This is a genomic window from Roseburia sp. TF10-5, from assembly GCF_003462365.1.
Classification (GTDB): domain Bacteria; phylum Bacillota; class Clostridia; order Lachnospirales; family Lachnospiraceae; genus Roseburia; species Roseburia faecis.
This window is the reverse complement of the sequence record NZ_QTYW01000002.1, coordinates 167,930-183,127: the sequence shown is the minus strand read 5'-3', so window position 1 is coordinate 183,127 and position 15,198 is coordinate 167,930. Positions and strand designations below refer to the sequence as shown.

Sequence of the window (15,198 nt, the reverse complement as noted above, 5' to 3'; positions counted from 1 at the left end):
GGTAGCATATGGAAACATGGTATTATGAAGTGGTCAGCATTGATGGAGATTATGCAAATTTGAAGCGGACAGATATCGAAAGTGATGATTTAAAACTTGTGGCGCGGGCATTGCTTCCGCCGGAGATTATGGAGGGAAGCAGACTCAAATATGAGCTGATGCAGTATGAAATCATAGCGTAGCTATTTGGAAAAGAGGTTTACACAATGGACGTAAGGAAAATGAGAAATGAGAAGCTGGGAGCGCGTGTTGTGGCGGCACTGGAATCCCGAAACATGGAAGCATACTATGTAGAGACAAAAGAGGAAGCGGTAAAGAAAGCACTCGAACTGATTCCAAAGGGCAGCAGTATCAACATGGGCGGTGCAACTTCTGTAAAGGAGTGTGGTCTTTACGATGCCATTTCCAACGGTGAGTATGAATTTTATGATCGGGATAAAGTAAAAACCCCGGAGGAAAAAGAGGAGATTGCGCGGAAAGCATTCAGCTCGGATTATTTTTTGGGCAGTGTCAATGCCATGAGCGAGGATGGCGTGTTTATCAATATTGACGGAAATGCCAATCGTGTGGCTGCGTATGCCTATGGACCAAAGCATGTTCTGCTGATTGTGGGTATGAACAAAGTCGTAAAATCCGAGGAAGACGCCCTGCACCGTGCGCGGAATGAGGCGGCACCGATTAATGCACAGCGATTTGGCATTGACACACCATGTTCCAAAAACGGAAGCTGTTTTGACTGTAAAAGTCCACAGTGCATCTGCTGTCAGATTCTGACAACCCGATTCAGCAGGGTCAAAGGACGGTTTCAGATTATTCTGGTGGATGAAAATCTGGGCTTTTAAGAAGAAAGACGGGTTTTCTTGTGATGATTACGGGCATATAGCATTGGCAGTGGTGGCACTGATTCAGCTGATCCGGCAGGTTTGTAAGAAAAATGAATAATAAAGGATAAAAAGTTCTGGGAAACAGATGTTTTCCAGAGCTTTTTTATTTCTGGAAATATTACCTCGCAAAATTTTCAAAGGCCTTTATGAAACCCAAGAAATGGCATTTCTGGAAATCAGTATTGCGGTCACGTATGCGTGATAGTTTATGCTGAAAAGTACGGGGAAAGGTAAAGGCCGTAATGAAAAAAGTAAACGAAGTGAGCCGGCTGGCAGGAGTGAGCAAGAGAACTTTGCAGTTTTATGATGATGAAGGACTATTGCCTGCCCAGCGGTCGAAAGACAATTATCGACTGTACGATGACGCTGCACTGGAACGTCTTTGGGAGATTCTGGTGTATCGGGCAATGGGGCTTGATCTGAAGGAAATCAAAGATCTTCTGACGCTTTCGGAGAAACAAAAAAATCAGTATCTGGAAAAGAAAATCCGAGGGCTAAGGCAACAGATCAGACAGCTGAACGGACAGATGGAATTTATTTCATATGTACAGCAAAATGGAATGTTACCGGTTCCGACAGAGGAAAACACTGTGGAAAAGACCTATATGGATCATATAGCAGTGTTGAGAAAAATGAAGCAGGATCAAAAAAGGGAGGACAAAGAGAAATGAAAAAAAGATTAATAATGGTAATGTGTTGTGGAATAATGATTTTGGGAAATCTTAGTGGTTGTAATGCTATGAAGACGAAAGAAACAGAGTATCATTGGCCGACAAGTACGCTGGTAAAATCGTTGCCTGTTCCGGAATCGAAATACGGAGAAATTGTATTGGATGCAGAAGATTCTTTTGAAATTGACGTTTTTAATACGTCGAAATCACAGTTTGCAGATTATATAAATGCATGTAAGGAAAACGGATTTAATGAGGATTATTATGGGACGGAAGATTCATATGATGCAGAGAATAAAGATGGATATACGCTCTCGCTGAGTTATGATAAAAGGAAAAAGACAATGAATATAGATATCTATGACCTGGACGATGATACGGAGGATACGCAGGAGCCGGAAGAAACAGAGGAGCCGGAAGAAACAGATGACTCGGAAAACGCAAAAGATACATCCAAAGATTCCTCAAAGACTGATAAGAAGGAGAAAAAGAAAACCAGTTCTAAAAAGAAAGATGGGGCAGTTGATGCGGATTTTAAGAAGATGATGGATAGTTATGAAGATTTCTTTGATGAATATATCGAGTTTATGAAAAAGTATGAAAATTCTGATGATGTGGCGGGAATGTTAAATGATTATGCGGATTATATGACGAAATATGCCGATTACATGCAGAAGTTAAATGACGTAGATACGGATAATCTGTCGACTGCGGATGCCGCCTACTATACAAAAGTGCAGGCACGTATTGTGAAAAAGCTTGCAGAAATCCAATAGGATCTGCTTTATGATGGTGGGATGAAGAAAAGGATCGAAAGGTCCTTTTCTTTGTCATAAACAATAATTTATGAGGAAAAGAAAAATGAAAAGAAAGAAAATAGGGATTATTACCATTTGTGTACTATTGTTTTTAGGAGCGATGATTTTTATTGTTATAAGGAATGGACAAAGAAAAGATAAGGAGGCCATTGTGGAAGATACAGAAAAAGAACAATATGCAGTCACGTATGTATGGCCTAAAAATGATCTGACTGAAAAAATACCAGAGCCAAAGTCTAAAAACGGAGCGGTTTTACATGCAGATGATCAAAAAACAAAACTGAAAATTTATAGGACTTCCTATGGAGAATATAATGCGTATGTAAGGGATTGCAGGAAGCAGGGATTTATTGTTAATGATTCGAAAAAAAGTAAAACATTCAAGGCACACGATGTGGAGGGCTACAAACTGATCGTGACTTATGAAAAAGATAGCGCAACAATGCTTTTATCTGTGGATGCGGAAGATGTAAGGAAGAATGCTTTTGCAGAAGGAACATACAGCACATATACATATAAAAATTATCTTATGGATATTCCAAATGAATGGGAAGTAGATAGTACAACAGAGGACAGTCAGCAATTTATTGTTTGCTCCGATGAGAAAGCAGGAAAGCTCAGTTATTTTGGTGTAAGTTATTCATTGGATGATGAGGATCAGGTAAGTTTAAAGACCCTTTATGAAGATAATGACAATATGATTGATATGTTAGAAGAATCTATTGATCATTGTAAAGTGACAGGAGAAAAGGAAGTAGTGTCAGATTATGGAGTAAAGGGAATTGTCTACCTATACAACCATTGGATGGATACGGATATTGGACGGATGGATGGTAAAGGTTGGTTTTACTGTTTTCCTTCGCCAGAGGATAACCGGTGGTTTATTATATATTTGATGGAGTTTGGAGATATAAAAGAGGATACTTATGAGGATGCGTATTGGAAGGTGCTGGCCTCTATTCGATCCAAAGAATAGTTTGGTGGTGGGTATTTTACATTTGTAATATACAAATGTAATTTATTTACAATAAAACAGGTTGATTTTAACACAAATATATTATAATCTGAAAAAAGATATCACAACAAAAGATGGGAGATAGAAAATACAAATGAAAAAGTTAAAAAAAGCCATAATTGCAATTGTTGTAGTGGTTATTGTGCTTGGTATACTGTCTATAAGCGGAATATTTGATCAAACAGAGGACGTACAGATTGTTACAGAATCGAATCTGCACAAGATTATTGAAGTAAGTCGGTTATCTACATATGAATGTGTATATAATGATATTTGTACTGTTATGGATGAAGATGATCCTTCGAAAGTAGCTTATTATTGTAAATACAAAGGCAGAGTAAAAGCGGGGATAGATTTTACAAAAGTGGATATTAAAATGGAAGAACAGGAATCGGGAGAATATTTGATTACGGTGACTTTGCCTAAGGTAACACTAGACGATCCGGAGGTTGATATTGATTCCTTAAAATATATGTTTCAAGAGAAAAAAGCAAATGATGGTACGGTTTCAGGAGAAGCATATAAAGCATGTATTCAGGATATCAAAGAAAAAAGTAAGTCCGAAACTATGATTTATAAAACAGCACAACAGAATGCAGAAAATACGATTAAGGGTTTGGTGGAACCGTTTGTAAGAAATGCAGAGACATCAGAAGATCACTATAAAGTAAAAATTATAACATCAGAGGAGAATGCAAAATGAAAAAAACAATAGAAGTGCTGGTTATTGTTGCAATGATAGGGCTGTTTTGCAGCTGTGGGGCAGAACAGGAAGCTGCTGATACCATGCAGATGGAGCCACAGCTTTCACAGATGAAAACAATTAGTGAATGGGCAACGATGGAATGTTATTATCACAACGTAGCGGAATACTACCAAAAAAATGCTTCTGGTTATTTATTATGGAAAAAAGATAAAAATTTTTGGATCAGTTATGATGGGATAGTTACACTTGGCATTGATAGTTCAAAGTTAGATGTAAAAGTAGATGGTGAAAATGTAAAAATACATATTCCAGAAGCAAAGGTATTAAGTTCAAAACCAAATCCCGACAGCATTACCAAGGATTCCTATTATTATGCAAAAAATTCAGCAATAGCGGATGCAGATGATCAGACGAAAGCCTATAAAAAGGCAGAGAAAGAAATGGAGAAGACAGCAGCAAATGATACTGTTTTATTAGCACAGGCACAACAAAGGGTGCAGTCTATGTTAGAGGATTATGTAAAAAATATGGGTACGATATTAGGAAAAGAGTATACGATCACATGGGATATCAAAGAAAATCATGTGAAGTCGGATACGGCAGAATCGACAGAATAGTAAGCTTTTTACGATGGCTTGGAACAATGTATTCTAAGCCATCAATTTTTATGCAGGTATGCGTTACGGTTGGTAAAAAATTAACATTTGCCTAATTAAACAACAGAAAAATTGATAGAAACGATCAAGATAGACTCTTGAAAAAAGTAAATTTCCTCATAAAAATGTAAAAAATAAATATAATTCGCTCATAAAAATGTAATATTGAAGAAAAAATCGCCCATAAAAATGTAAATTTTTATAAAAGTTTGCATGAAAAGGTGTATAATAGATACACTTAAACTGTGGAGGTACACAATATGGGATATTTAGTTCGAAAAGCAGACGCATTTTTGAGGGAGTGGAAGAAAAATCCAGATCGAAAACCTCTGATAATAAAGGGCGCAAGACAGGTCGGAAAAACAGAGACGATCAGAACATTTGCGCGGGAAAATTATAAAAATGTAATTGAGATCAACTTTATTACAGAGCCATCTTATAAAGTTATTGTTGAGGAAGGGTTTTCAGCAGAACATATTATCAAGCTGATCAGCAGGATTGATCCGACGAAACATTTTGAAGAAAACGAAACACTGATTTTTTTTGATGAAATTCAGGATTTCCCGGAGATTGCAACCGCGCTTAAATTTTTTAAAGAAAATGGAAAATACGACGTTATATGTTCTGGATCATTACTTGGGGTGCAGTATCAGCGAATTGCAAGTATCAGTGTGGGGTATAAAACAGATTATCAGATGTACTCCATGGATTTTGAAGAGTTTTTGTGGGCAAAAGGGTATTCGGAAGAAGCAATATCGGATATGCTATGTCATATGCTTGAAGGAGTTGCTTTTTCCGAAGCAGAGCAAATGATTTTTTCAAACCTTTTTCTGGAATATTGTATCTTAGGGGGCATGCCTGCGATTGTATCAAGTTATATTGAAAGAGAAACTTTTGAGGGTTCGCTGGATTTGCAGCATCAATTATTGGTAGATTATGAAAATGATATTGTAAAGTATGCACAAGGGCTGGATAAGGCGAAAATTCTGAGTGTATACCGGTCAATTCCAGCACAGCTTGCTAAAGAAAATAAAAAATTTCAATATTCGAAAGTCTCTAAGGGCGGAAGATCTAAGGATTATATGGGATGTGTAGAGTGGTTGAAAGATGCCGGGCTTATTAATGTATGTGAATGTTTGCAATTTCCGGAATTGCCATTAAAAGGAAATGTGGATGAAAGCAAATATAAAGTATATATTTCGGATACCGGATTATTGGTGGCAAGTCTGGACGATGAATCACAAATTGACTTGCGTGCAAATAAAAATCTTGGCATTTATAAAGGTGCGCTTTATGAAAATTTTGCAGCAGAGGCATTGGTAAAGCAGGGATATGGGCTTTATTATTATTCGAAGGATAATTCGACATTAGAAGAAGATTTCTTTATTCGAAGCGCAAATGAACTGATTCCAGTAGAAGTAAAAGCAAATACGAATCGTGCCAAATCTATGCGCCAACTAATAAAAAGTAATACTTATACAGATATTAAGCATGGAATTAAACTCATGGCGGGGAATGTGGGAATCAGTGAGAATATAGTCACATTTCCATATTTTTGTACTTTTTTATTAAAAAGGTATATGGGGAAACAAAACCTGTTTCAATAAAGCAAGCGAAAGTCATCTATGGTGAAAACCAGATGAAGCTGGTTACCGAAGAGATTACAAAAATAGGAGCCCGGTCAGACGTTCTTCAAAATAAAGTTCCGGCTGGGAATGGATCTGACCCCAGTCCTGCCTGTGGTCAATCCATTTTTTCGTGATATCCATGGCTGCCAGATAAGCATTTTTAAAAGGCTGTCATCCGACGGTAAAACCGTTTTGCTTTTGGTCACTTTCCGGAGCTGACGGTCGAATCCTTCCATTGCATTGGTGGAATAAATCAACCGTCTTACAGCTTTCAAATCAGCCATCAGTTTTTTGATGTCTTTGTATGAAAAAAACTTCATCGAATTACGGATCTCATAAATGATACACTGCTGTATGCTGTAAAAAGAAAAGTGGAGATAACATTATGATTAAAAACATCGTAAAAGGCAAACAGATTTTTTCAAAAAAAGCAACCCCTGCCACAGAAGCCGACAGGCAGGTAATAACCGATCTCTTAGACACTTTGCGTGCCAACCGGGAAATCTGTGTCGGCATGGCCGCAAATATGATTGGCGTAAACAAAGCAATTATCGTTGTAGCGGCCGGACCGTTTCAGTTTGCAATGGTAAATCCCGTGATAACAAAGAAATCCGGGGAGTATCAGACCGAGGAAAGCTGCCTGTCACTCGACGGAGCCAGAAACTGTACCAGATATAAGGAGATCGAAGTAGATTATCTGGATCAGAATTTTAAACCACAGCACGGAAAATATTCCGGCTGGACGGCGCAGATCATCCAGCATGAAATTGATCATTGCAACGGAATTATTATTTAATCACGAAAGGAAAACGATGAACGAGGAAAAGAACGAGACAAGATGGGACAGGCTTCTTGCGGTTCGCACCACTGGCAGAGACGATACAAATGCGGATCAGTATCGTTATCCTTATGAACCTACGCCTTATTCAGTTTTGGAACGTCTGGCAAACAGCGGACTGATTCGAAAGGAAAACACATTGCTCGACTACGGCTGCGGAAAAGGAAGAGTTGATTTTTTTATGTCATATCAAACCAGATGTCAGTCTATCGGTGTCGAATATAACGAGCGAATTTATGAAAAGGCTATGAATAACAAAGAGTCTGCCGTGGCTTCCGGCAGGGTATTATTTGCACTTGCAAATGCGGAGCGGTATACAGTTCCGGAAACGGTGGACCGGATTTATTTTTTTAATCCTTTTTCGCTGGAACTGCTGAAAAAAGTAATTGCCCGGATTTTGAATTCTTATTATGAAAACAGGAGAACAGTAAAGTTGTTTTTCTATTATCCATCCGATGAATACATAGCTTATCTGATGACCGTAGAGGAATTGTTGTTTTCCGATGAAATTGATTGCAGAGATCTGTTTGACGGAAACAATGTACGGGAAAAAATAGTGATATTTGAAATTGCTGTTTAACTGCGTGGTCTGTTCAGAGGGATGGATTTGCGGGGGAGACTGTTCTAAATATAAGGTTTCTCGATGTGACGGAAAAAGGGGACATTCTCTTTCTACAGAAAAATTTACAAGTTAGCTCTGGCGTTGGTTTCAGGTACGTGGAGTAAAGTTGTTCGGTTTACGCAATTCGCTGTGGGTTGTGAGTGCCAGAGCAAGTTGTAAATTTGTTCTTCCGAAAGAAATGTTCCCCTTCTTCCTGTTGGCTGGAGAAAATATAATTGAGAAACATATTTCCGCAAATCCTGTCTGTGGAACAAATATAAAGGCACCAGAACCTGCAGTTAAAGGCGCTCCCGGAAGAAAATTCGTGTAAAAGATACCATTGTGGTATCTATGCCAATAAAATTCATGTAAAAGATACCATTGCGGTACCTATATATTGAAAATTTAGCATTCAGATACCGGAAAGTCTCTATAGATCAAAAATTGCTTTTCCAGATACCACTTTCTCGAAAAAAGCGGTACCTGAAAAAGCAATTTTTACTATATAGGTGACATTTCCTGATTTCAAGCACTAAAATTTCGAAAAAACGTCACCTGAGCCTTTAATTTTTTATCTATAGATACCAGTCCTTATCATCAAGTGATTTAACCAGGTGTTTTTATGTTTATTTCAGTTTATGGGATTCGCATATCCTTTCCAGGCGCCTCTTAACTGCAAGTTCTATTATGGAAATTTCTATTTGTCGTTAATTAAGTATGTTTGAAAAATAAAACGGAGACATTTTTGATGATTCAGGATATTATTATAGTATAAATAAAACCTTTTTGCCAGTTCAGGACAATATAAAAGTGTAAGGGCAAACCCCTTAAATCGATTTAAGAGAGAAAAAGGATCTGGGATGGATAAGCACGAATTTGAGCAGTTTGTCACCGAACATGGAAAAGACATTCTGCGGTTCTGCAGGATGAATGCCGGGAGTACAGAGTGTGGAAACGAACTGTATCAGGACACCATGGTAAAGCTGTTGGAAAAGCAAAAAAAGCTTGATGGAGCGCAGAATATAAAAAGTTATGCCATGCAGACAGCAATCCTGCTGTGGAAAAACAAAAAGAAAAAATACGCCGTGCGAAACCGCATTCTTCCGGAGAGCAGTCTTGAAGAATACATGGAACAGGGCGGTTTGTCCGGCGCGTGTGAGGACGAAAAAACGCCCGAGCAGCAGATGTTAGATCAGGCGGAAATCGAGGAAGTTCAGGCAGTTGTGGCAGCACTTCCGGAGAAGTACCGGATGCCGGTTTACCTGAATTTTTCCGCCGGAATGACCATGCAGGAGATTGCGGTATGCTTACATATTCCGTTAAGTACCGTAAAAACCCGGATGCGCAAAGCAAAAGCATTGTTAAAAGAACAATTGGAGGCGATCGGATATGACGGATGAACGACTGGATCAGATCTTAAAACAGGCCCTTGCACCGGAAATTGCAGATACAGAGATTGCAGTGAAACAGGCAGGGAGGAATTATGATATGAAAAAAATATGGAAAATAGGAGTTGCAGCAGTTGCATGTGCTGCACTTCTTGTGGCAGGAACTATCGCAGCAGGACACCAGACAGTACAAAAAGAACCGGGAGCAGTCAGCATTTCCAAAAATCCGTTTGTCATCTGTGCACAGGCGGCGGAACTGACAAAGGATAAACCGGTTTACATCAGAGAATCGGTGAGCAATACATTTGGATATGCGGCATGGGATGATGGCAAAACCGGAAAGATGGGATTTGTTATGGAAATGCCGCTCTCTGTCAAGGGCGATGACATTAAAACTATCAGCTATCATATGGAAAATGGATTTTTTCAGGTGACAGATACCGGAGAAACGGACGATATGATCGTTGATTCCGAAGCCTATGAAGGGGATACAGCAGAAGCAGGGATCACAGAGCGTGGGGAAACGGAAGCAACGCTGGATATTTACCAGAAACATGCAGATGATTATATGGTAAAAGAAGTACCATCGGGCGCAAAAGAGCAGGCACTTTCTTCCTACACGGTGGCATATGACAGACAAAGCAGCGAGAATACCACGATCAATATCTGCGGAACGCAGGAGTTATCACAGGACGAAATTACTGCAATGCACAGCAGTGCCACAGATCCAGGGGAACTTGCAAAACTCTATGACAAGGTGTTCAAAGACACCGTGATCACCTGTACGGTAACATTTAATGACGGCACAAGCCAGAAGCGGCAGATCGGCATTGGCGGTGCGGTCATGACCTACGAAGAACTGGGAACACAGACGGATGAACCGGTGGAAAGCCCGGAAGATCCGTCGCAGAAGCAGGCATTTTTAAAGCTGCAGATAAAATAAAAAGATCCTTATAAATTCCTTAGAATTCTCCTTTATACTGATTTTACAAATCAAGAGGAGGATGAAACATGGAACAGAATATGATCACGATCAGAAATCTGTCAAAAGAATTTAAAGGACAAAACGTTCTGAAAAACATTACAATGGAAATCCCCAAAAACTGTGTATACGGACTTTTGGGGGCAAACGGCGCGGGAAAATCCACGCTGTTGAAAACAATCACCGGACTGTTAAACCCTACGTCCGGTGAAATTTATTTTGAGGGGCATAAGTGGACGCGGGCAGATCTGGCGGATATTGGCGCGCTGATCGAGACACCGCCCATTTATGAAAACCTGACGGCGTGGGAGAATATGAAAGTGCGCGCGCTTCTTCTCGGAATTCCGGATGAAAAAATTCAGAAAGTACTTAAAACCGTCGACCTGACGGATACGGGAAAGAAAAAAGCAGGGGCTTTTTCCCTCGGAATGAAGCAGCGGCTTGGCATCGGTCTGGCACTTTTGAATGATCCGAAACTGCTGGTACTTGACGAACCAGTCAACGGGTTAGATCCACTTGGAATTCAGGAGCTGCGCGCACTGATCCGGAGTTTCCCGCAAAAAGGCATTACGGTGATCATTTCAAGCCACATTTTAAGTGAAATCCAGCAGACTGCCGATTACATCGGGATCATTGCAAAGGGAACGGTGGGATTTGAAGGAAAACTGCAGGAACAGCAGGATCTGGAGGCATTGTTTATGAAGGTTGTCGCAAAAGGAGGGAATGAATCATGAAACATTATTTTCAGGCGGAACAGTTAAAATACCGTCATACCTCCGTGGCAGCAATTACGTTCGGCATGCCGGTGTTTACGGCGTTGCTGGCATTCTGGCTGACCTCTTCCTATTTTTCCATTGATGTGTACAACTGGTGGTACATCGGGCTGTATCCGGGGTTTCTGGGCATTTTGTGCAGCATCATCGGGAAAAAGGACAAACAGAAAAAGAATTACACGATATGGTCACTGCCCTGCGGCATGGAACAGATCTGGGACGCAAAAATCCTTGTCGGAATAAAGATGTCGGCGGTTGCAGTTGCTGGACTTACGCTGTTTTCCATGATGGGGCAGATGCTGCTGGAATCTGTGGGGAATCTGAAGATGAGGCAGGCAATCCCGATTCCGGCACAGATACTGGCAGGAATTGTGTTGTGGCTTACCACACTCTGGGAGATTCCGTTCTGCCTGCTTCTTGCACAGAAAATAAGCACATTTCTGATGCTTGTGATCCATGTTGGAATCTATAGTATTTTGTCTACGTCGGTATCGTTAAAACCGTGGTTTGCGTTGTTTCCGGGAGCGATCACATCGCGGCTGATGTGTGTCGTGATCAAAGTGATGCCAAACGGACTGCCGTTTGAGCCGGGGCAGGTGACCTATTCTCCGGAACTCGGCAGAGTGAGTGGGCTGTTGATTGGAATTCCTGCCGCACTTCTGTGGTTTCTGGTATTCTGGCTGGCAGGCAGAACATGGTTTCGAAAGCAGGTGGCAGAATGACAAAACGTGTGATGGGAAGTGTCCGGGCGGAACTTTTGAAAATGAAGCATACTTTTTTAATTCCGTTTCATGTGGCGGTGCCGGTTATCATCGCTGGTTTCATGCTGTTTTATTATCGCGGGACCATAGGAAATCCCATGGGACAGACCATGGCATATTTTGAACTGATCGGTATCGGACTTCCGTTTGTGGTGAGCATTGTGTGTGCGGGAAATATCGGACTTGAGGAGCAGAATCATTTTCAGGTATTTCTCGGGAACTACAAAGTAAAGGGCAAAGGATTTGTTGTAAAGGGCGTGGTTCTTTTTGGCATGGGGTTTCTTGCAATTTTCGGGGCAGCAGTTCTTTTTGCTGCCGGGTATCATTTTTTACTGGGAAAAGAGGGGATTGGCATGCAGTATGTGCGGCTGACGGGGACACTGATTTTCGGAAGTGTGCCGTTGTATCTGGAGCATTTGTTCCTGAATCTGATCTTTCCAAAGACCGTATCCCAGTGCGTGGGCGTGGCGCAGTCGGTGGTGTCCGCCCTGTTTCTCACCGGGCTTGGGGAGGGCAGATGGCAGTTTTTTCCGGCTACGTGGAGTGCAAGGGGCATTCGGTACTGCAATGATCCCGTAAACGGGAAACGTGTGTTGTTTTGTCTGTTGCTCTTGTTTCTGATGTGTGTCATAATCGGAGTATGGTTTCATAAATATGAAGGAAGGCAGTGCAATGACTGAGATATTGGCAATTGATGATGACCGGGAAATTTTAGCTGTGATCAAAAAAGCACTTTTGCGGGAAGGGTATCAGGTGACGGCACTTGAAGATCCGCTGCAACTGGAGGAAGACAAACTGGGCAGATACCAGCTCATTCTTTTAGATGTGATGATGCCGGGCATAGACGGGTTTGATCTGTGCCGCAGAATCCGCGAAAAAGTGGATTGTCCGATTCTGTTTCTCACGGCAAAAACCGAAGAGAAAGACGTAATGACCGGGCTTGGCGCGGGTGGGGATGACTATATCACAAAACCGTTCGGGATCGGGGAACTGCGGGCGAGAGTTGCTGCACATATCCGGCGGGAAAACAGGGAAAAAACGCATACGATCTGTATCGGGGAGGTGCGTTTTTCCATGCAGGAGAGAAAAATCTATGTGCAGGAACATGAACTTGTTTTTACAAAGGCGGAATATACGATCTGCGAATTTCTGGCATTAAACCACGGACAGGTATTTTCGAAAGAACGGATTTTAGAGCATGTATTCGGATTTGACGGGGACAGCAACAGTTCCGCAATTACGGAGCATGTAAAAAATATCCGTGCAAAATTCCAGAAATTCGGGATCAACCCGATTGAAACGGTTTGGGGGATCGGCTATCGATGGAAATGAAAAAAAGAAGACAAAAAACACTGACCGGGCTGTTTTTGAAATTTGCGGCGTTATTCTGTCTGGATACGTTCGGAATCGGAATGTTCTGTCTGGTGTTTCTGGTATTAAGTCCCATGACAGGATTTACGCTGCCTGCCAATTATGCGGAGCTGCAACTGACGGACCATACGGAAGAAATTAAGGCTGCGGGGACAGATGTGGAAGCCCTGATTCCGGATGGATGCAGATACGGGATTTACGATGCGGCGGGGTGGTTTAAGACCGGAACTTTTTCGGCAGACGCGCAGAAAAGGGCATGGCAGGGGTATAAAAACGGCAGTAAGTATGCATCCATGGGAAAGTATTACCGCTATATTAAGCAGAACAGCGGCGATATCTGTATTGTAAAATACGATTTGCATATGAGGTATGCGTACGATAAATTAAACGGCATTGTTCCATCTCTGGAGATACTGACACCGGTGCTTGGCGTGGTGCTGTTTTTCCTGCATGCCACATTGTTGTCCGGCCATTTTGCAAAAAAATTAAAACGGGAGCTTAGGCAGCTACGCGAAGTTACGGAAAAAATTGGACAAAATGATCTGGAGTTTGAAACCGGACCATCACAGATTAAGGAGATTGACGATGTGATGTCCTCACTTTCCGGCATGAAAGAAGCATTAAAAGATTCGCTGACCAGACAGTGGGACGCACAGCAGCAGAAAAAAGAGCAGCTTGCGGCACTGACACACGATATCAAGACACCGCTTACTGTCATCAAAGGAAATGCCGAGCTTTTGGCGGAGACGGATTTGTCTGCGGAAAACCGGGAGTGTACGGATGCTATTTTGGCGAATGTGGGCAGCATGGAGCAGTATTTGGAGCATATGCGGCAACTGCTGTATGGACGTGACCGCGCAGAGGAGACAGAAGTAGTCACCTGTGCGCGTTTGAAAGAGCAGTTCAAAGAAGCAGCCATGCAGATTGCGGCAGCGGAAAAAGTTCCGGTTGTTTTTCAGGAGGATTCCCTGTGTGGGAATGTATGCTGCAAGCCAGGACCGGTTGGCAGAGCGTGGAAAAATGTGGTCAGCAATGCGGTGGAACACACAGACCGGGCGCGCGGGATCGTGGTGCGCCTGCAGATGGAAGTGTATGAGGGGCAGGAGTATCTGACTGCAACCGTCCGCGATTTTGGAAAGGGTTTTTCGGAGCAGGATCTCATCTATGCAGATCAGGAATTTTACAGCGGGGATGCCAGCCGGCATGACCGGACGCATCAGGGGCTTGGTCTTGCGATCACAAAAAAATTCTTAAAAGAGCAGGGCGGCATGCTTTGTTTTTACAACCACGCGGAGTCTGGAGCGGAAGTGGTGTGCCGGATCAAAACGGAAAAGACGTAATTTTCGCATTGTAAATAAACGCGCAATATGCTAATATGTAAAAAGTTTCATAAAGAAGATCGTTGGTGCCTGTCATATAAAGCCACTTTGCATGGGATATATGGGCTTGTATGCACAGGGTAAAAGGGAAACAGGTGCAAATCCTGTACGAACTCGTCACTGTGATTAGGGAGTAACTGCAAGAAGCACACCGCATGAGAAATCCGCCAAGGCGGATGTGGTGTACGTAGGAAATGCAGCTTAGGCTGCATTTCAAGAAGGAGCACATCGCATGAGAAATCCGCTGACGCGGATGCGATGTACGTAGGAAATGCAGCTTAGGCTGCACTTCAAGAAGGAGCACATCGCATGAGAAATCCGCTGACGCGGATGCGATGTACGTAGGAAATGCAGCTTAGGCTGCATTTCATATGCCACTGATGCAGCTGCATTGGGAAGGCGAAGCATGTTATGATGATCTATGAGCCAGGAAACCTGCCAATGATCTGGTACAGAAAGTTTTTACTTTCAGATCACGAGTCATTGATCGTACTGCATGTTACAGAAAACTGTGTGGGACAGCCATCCGCAGACAGTTCCTTTTTGCATGGGTTGATTGCTCCTTTCGGAATGTTCCGGGTGGGGCTTTTCTTTTGGCACTTTGGATGATGCGTGATCTTATGAGATGAAGCAACCCGTCAACCCAAAGAATACATCGCATGAGAAATCCGTCAGGGTGGATGTGGTGTATGCAGGAAATGCAGTCTATGCTGTATTTCAAAAAGGA

18 protein-coding genes, 1 pseudogene and 1 riboswitch are annotated in these 15,198 nt (G+C 42.0%); of the genes and pseudogenes, 18 read left to right on the top strand and 1 reads right to left on the bottom strand.

The features are described from left to right. The first annotated feature begins 8 nt into the window (after window positions 1-8). From DXD06_RS02935 to DXD06_RS02900, 8 genes are all read left to right on the top strand, one after another. Window positions 9-182, top strand: coding sequence for a hypothetical protein (locus DXD06_RS02935; RefSeq protein WP_055068397.1), 174 nt, complete (start codon window positions 9-11; stop codon window positions 180-182). 24 nt (window positions 183-206) lie between these two features. Further along, entirely contained in the window at window positions 207-842 is a 636-nt protein-coding gene (locus DXD06_RS02930; protein ID WP_022046224.1) for a lactate utilization protein, read from the top strand. A 284-nt stretch (window positions 843-1,126) separates the two neighbouring features. Next, window positions 1,127-1,555 carry a MerR family transcriptional regulator gene (locus DXD06_RS02925; RefSeq protein ID WP_022046225.1) on the top strand — a complete coding sequence of 143 codons (429 nt, stop codon included), beginning with the start codon at window positions 1,127-1,129 and terminating at the stop codon, window positions 1,553-1,555. Next, on the top strand, window positions 1,552-2,331 hold the full coding sequence (locus tag DXD06_RS02920; RefSeq protein WP_117830585.1) for a DUF6591 domain-containing protein: 780 nt from the start codon (window positions 1,552-1,554) through the stop codon (window positions 2,329-2,331). Before DXD06_RS02925 ends, DXD06_RS02920 begins: the two co-directional genes overlap by 4 nt. A gap of 193 nt (window positions 2,332-2,524) precedes the next feature. Continuing rightward, on the top strand, window positions 2,525-3,349 hold the full coding sequence (locus DXD06_RS02915; protein ID WP_147343600.1) for a DUF6591 domain-containing protein: 825 nt from the start codon (window positions 2,525-2,527) through the stop codon (window positions 3,347-3,349). Window positions 3,350-3,482: 133 nt separating this feature from the next. Then, window positions 3,483-4,091, top strand: a complete 609-nt coding sequence (locus tag DXD06_RS02910) for a DUF4230 domain-containing protein (protein WP_055262447.1) — start codon at window positions 3,483-3,485, stop codon at window positions 4,089-4,091. Then, entirely contained in the window at window positions 4,088-4,711 is a 624-nt protein-coding gene (locus DXD06_RS02905; protein WP_117830583.1) for a DUF4230 domain-containing protein, read from the top strand. Before DXD06_RS02910 ends, DXD06_RS02905 begins: the two co-directional genes overlap by 4 nt. A 299-nt stretch (window positions 4,712-5,010) precedes the next feature. Then, window positions 5,011-6,357, top strand: coding sequence for an ATP-binding protein (locus DXD06_RS02900; protein ID WP_117830582.1), 1,347 nt, complete (start codon window positions 5,011-5,013; stop codon window positions 6,355-6,357). A gap of 54 nt (window positions 6,358-6,411) precedes the next feature. On the opposite strand, the pseudogene DXD06_RS17225 reads toward DXD06_RS02900, so the two are convergent. After that, window positions 6,412-6,734: pseudogene (locus tag DXD06_RS17225) on the bottom strand (transposase); the annotation flags it as partial. 29 nt (window positions 6,735-6,763) lie between these two features. Here DXD06_RS17225 and DXD06_RS02895 point away from each other — a divergent pair. From DXD06_RS02895 to DXD06_RS17000, 10 genes are all read left to right on the top strand, one after another. Beyond that, complete coding sequence (locus tag DXD06_RS02895) at window positions 6,764-7,174, top strand: peptide deformylase (protein WP_055262451.1); 411 nt, start codon at window positions 6,764-6,766, stop codon at window positions 7,172-7,174. Further along, window positions 7,140-7,796 carry a class I SAM-dependent methyltransferase gene (locus DXD06_RS02890; protein ID WP_330378783.1) on the top strand — a complete coding sequence of 219 codons (657 nt, stop codon included), beginning with the start codon at window positions 7,140-7,142 and terminating at the stop codon, window positions 7,794-7,796. Before DXD06_RS02895 ends, DXD06_RS02890 begins: the two co-directional genes overlap by 35 nt. Window positions 7,797-8,677: 881 nt before the next feature. Further along, window positions 8,678-9,217, top strand: coding sequence for an RNA polymerase sigma factor (locus DXD06_RS02885; RefSeq protein ID WP_117830581.1), 540 nt, complete (start codon window positions 8,678-8,680; stop codon window positions 9,215-9,217). Next, complete coding sequence (locus DXD06_RS02880) at window positions 9,207-10,148, top strand: hypothetical protein (protein WP_117830580.1); 942 nt, start codon at window positions 9,207-9,209, stop codon at window positions 10,146-10,148. Before DXD06_RS02885 ends, DXD06_RS02880 begins: the two co-directional genes overlap by 11 nt. 68 nt (window positions 10,149-10,216) lie before the next feature. Then, window positions 10,217-10,921: a lantibiotic protection ABC transporter ATP-binding protein gene (locus tag DXD06_RS02875; protein WP_117830579.1), complete on the top strand. Its 705-nt coding sequence runs from the start codon at window positions 10,217-10,219 to the stop codon at window positions 10,919-10,921. Next, complete coding sequence (locus DXD06_RS02870; protein ID WP_117830578.1) at window positions 10,918-11,682, top strand: lantibiotic immunity ABC transporter MutE/EpiE family permease subunit; 765 nt, start codon at window positions 10,918-10,920, stop codon at window positions 11,680-11,682. Before DXD06_RS02875 ends, DXD06_RS02870 begins: the two co-directional genes overlap by 4 nt. Continuing rightward, on the top strand, window positions 11,655-12,401 hold the full coding sequence (locus DXD06_RS02865; RefSeq protein WP_117830577.1) for a lantibiotic immunity ABC transporter MutG family permease subunit: 747 nt from the start codon (window positions 11,655-11,657) through the stop codon (window positions 12,399-12,401). Before DXD06_RS02870 ends, DXD06_RS02865 begins: the two co-directional genes overlap by 28 nt. Further along, entirely contained in the window at window positions 12,394-13,053 is a 660-nt protein-coding gene (locus DXD06_RS02860) for a response regulator transcription factor (RefSeq protein WP_055068391.1), read from the top strand. The genes DXD06_RS02865 and DXD06_RS02860 overlap by 8 nt, the downstream gene beginning before the upstream one ends. Continuing rightward, the gene (locus DXD06_RS02855) at window positions 13,044-14,432 is read left to right on the top strand and encodes a sensor histidine kinase (RefSeq protein WP_117830576.1); all 1,389 of its coding nucleotides are present in this window, start codon (window positions 13,044-13,046) and stop codon (window positions 14,430-14,432) included. The genes DXD06_RS02860 and DXD06_RS02855 overlap by 10 nt, the downstream gene beginning before the upstream one ends. 302 nt (window positions 14,433-14,734) lie before the next feature. Further along, window positions 14,735-14,928: riboswitch (cobalamin riboswitch) on the top strand. Next, window positions 14,913-15,080 (top strand): hypothetical protein, encoded by a 168-nt coding sequence (locus DXD06_RS17000; protein WP_158569470.1) that lies wholly within the window; start codon window positions 14,913-14,915, stop codon window positions 15,078-15,080. It overlaps the preceding riboswitch by 16 nt. Window positions 15,081-15,198 lie beyond the last annotated feature (118 nt).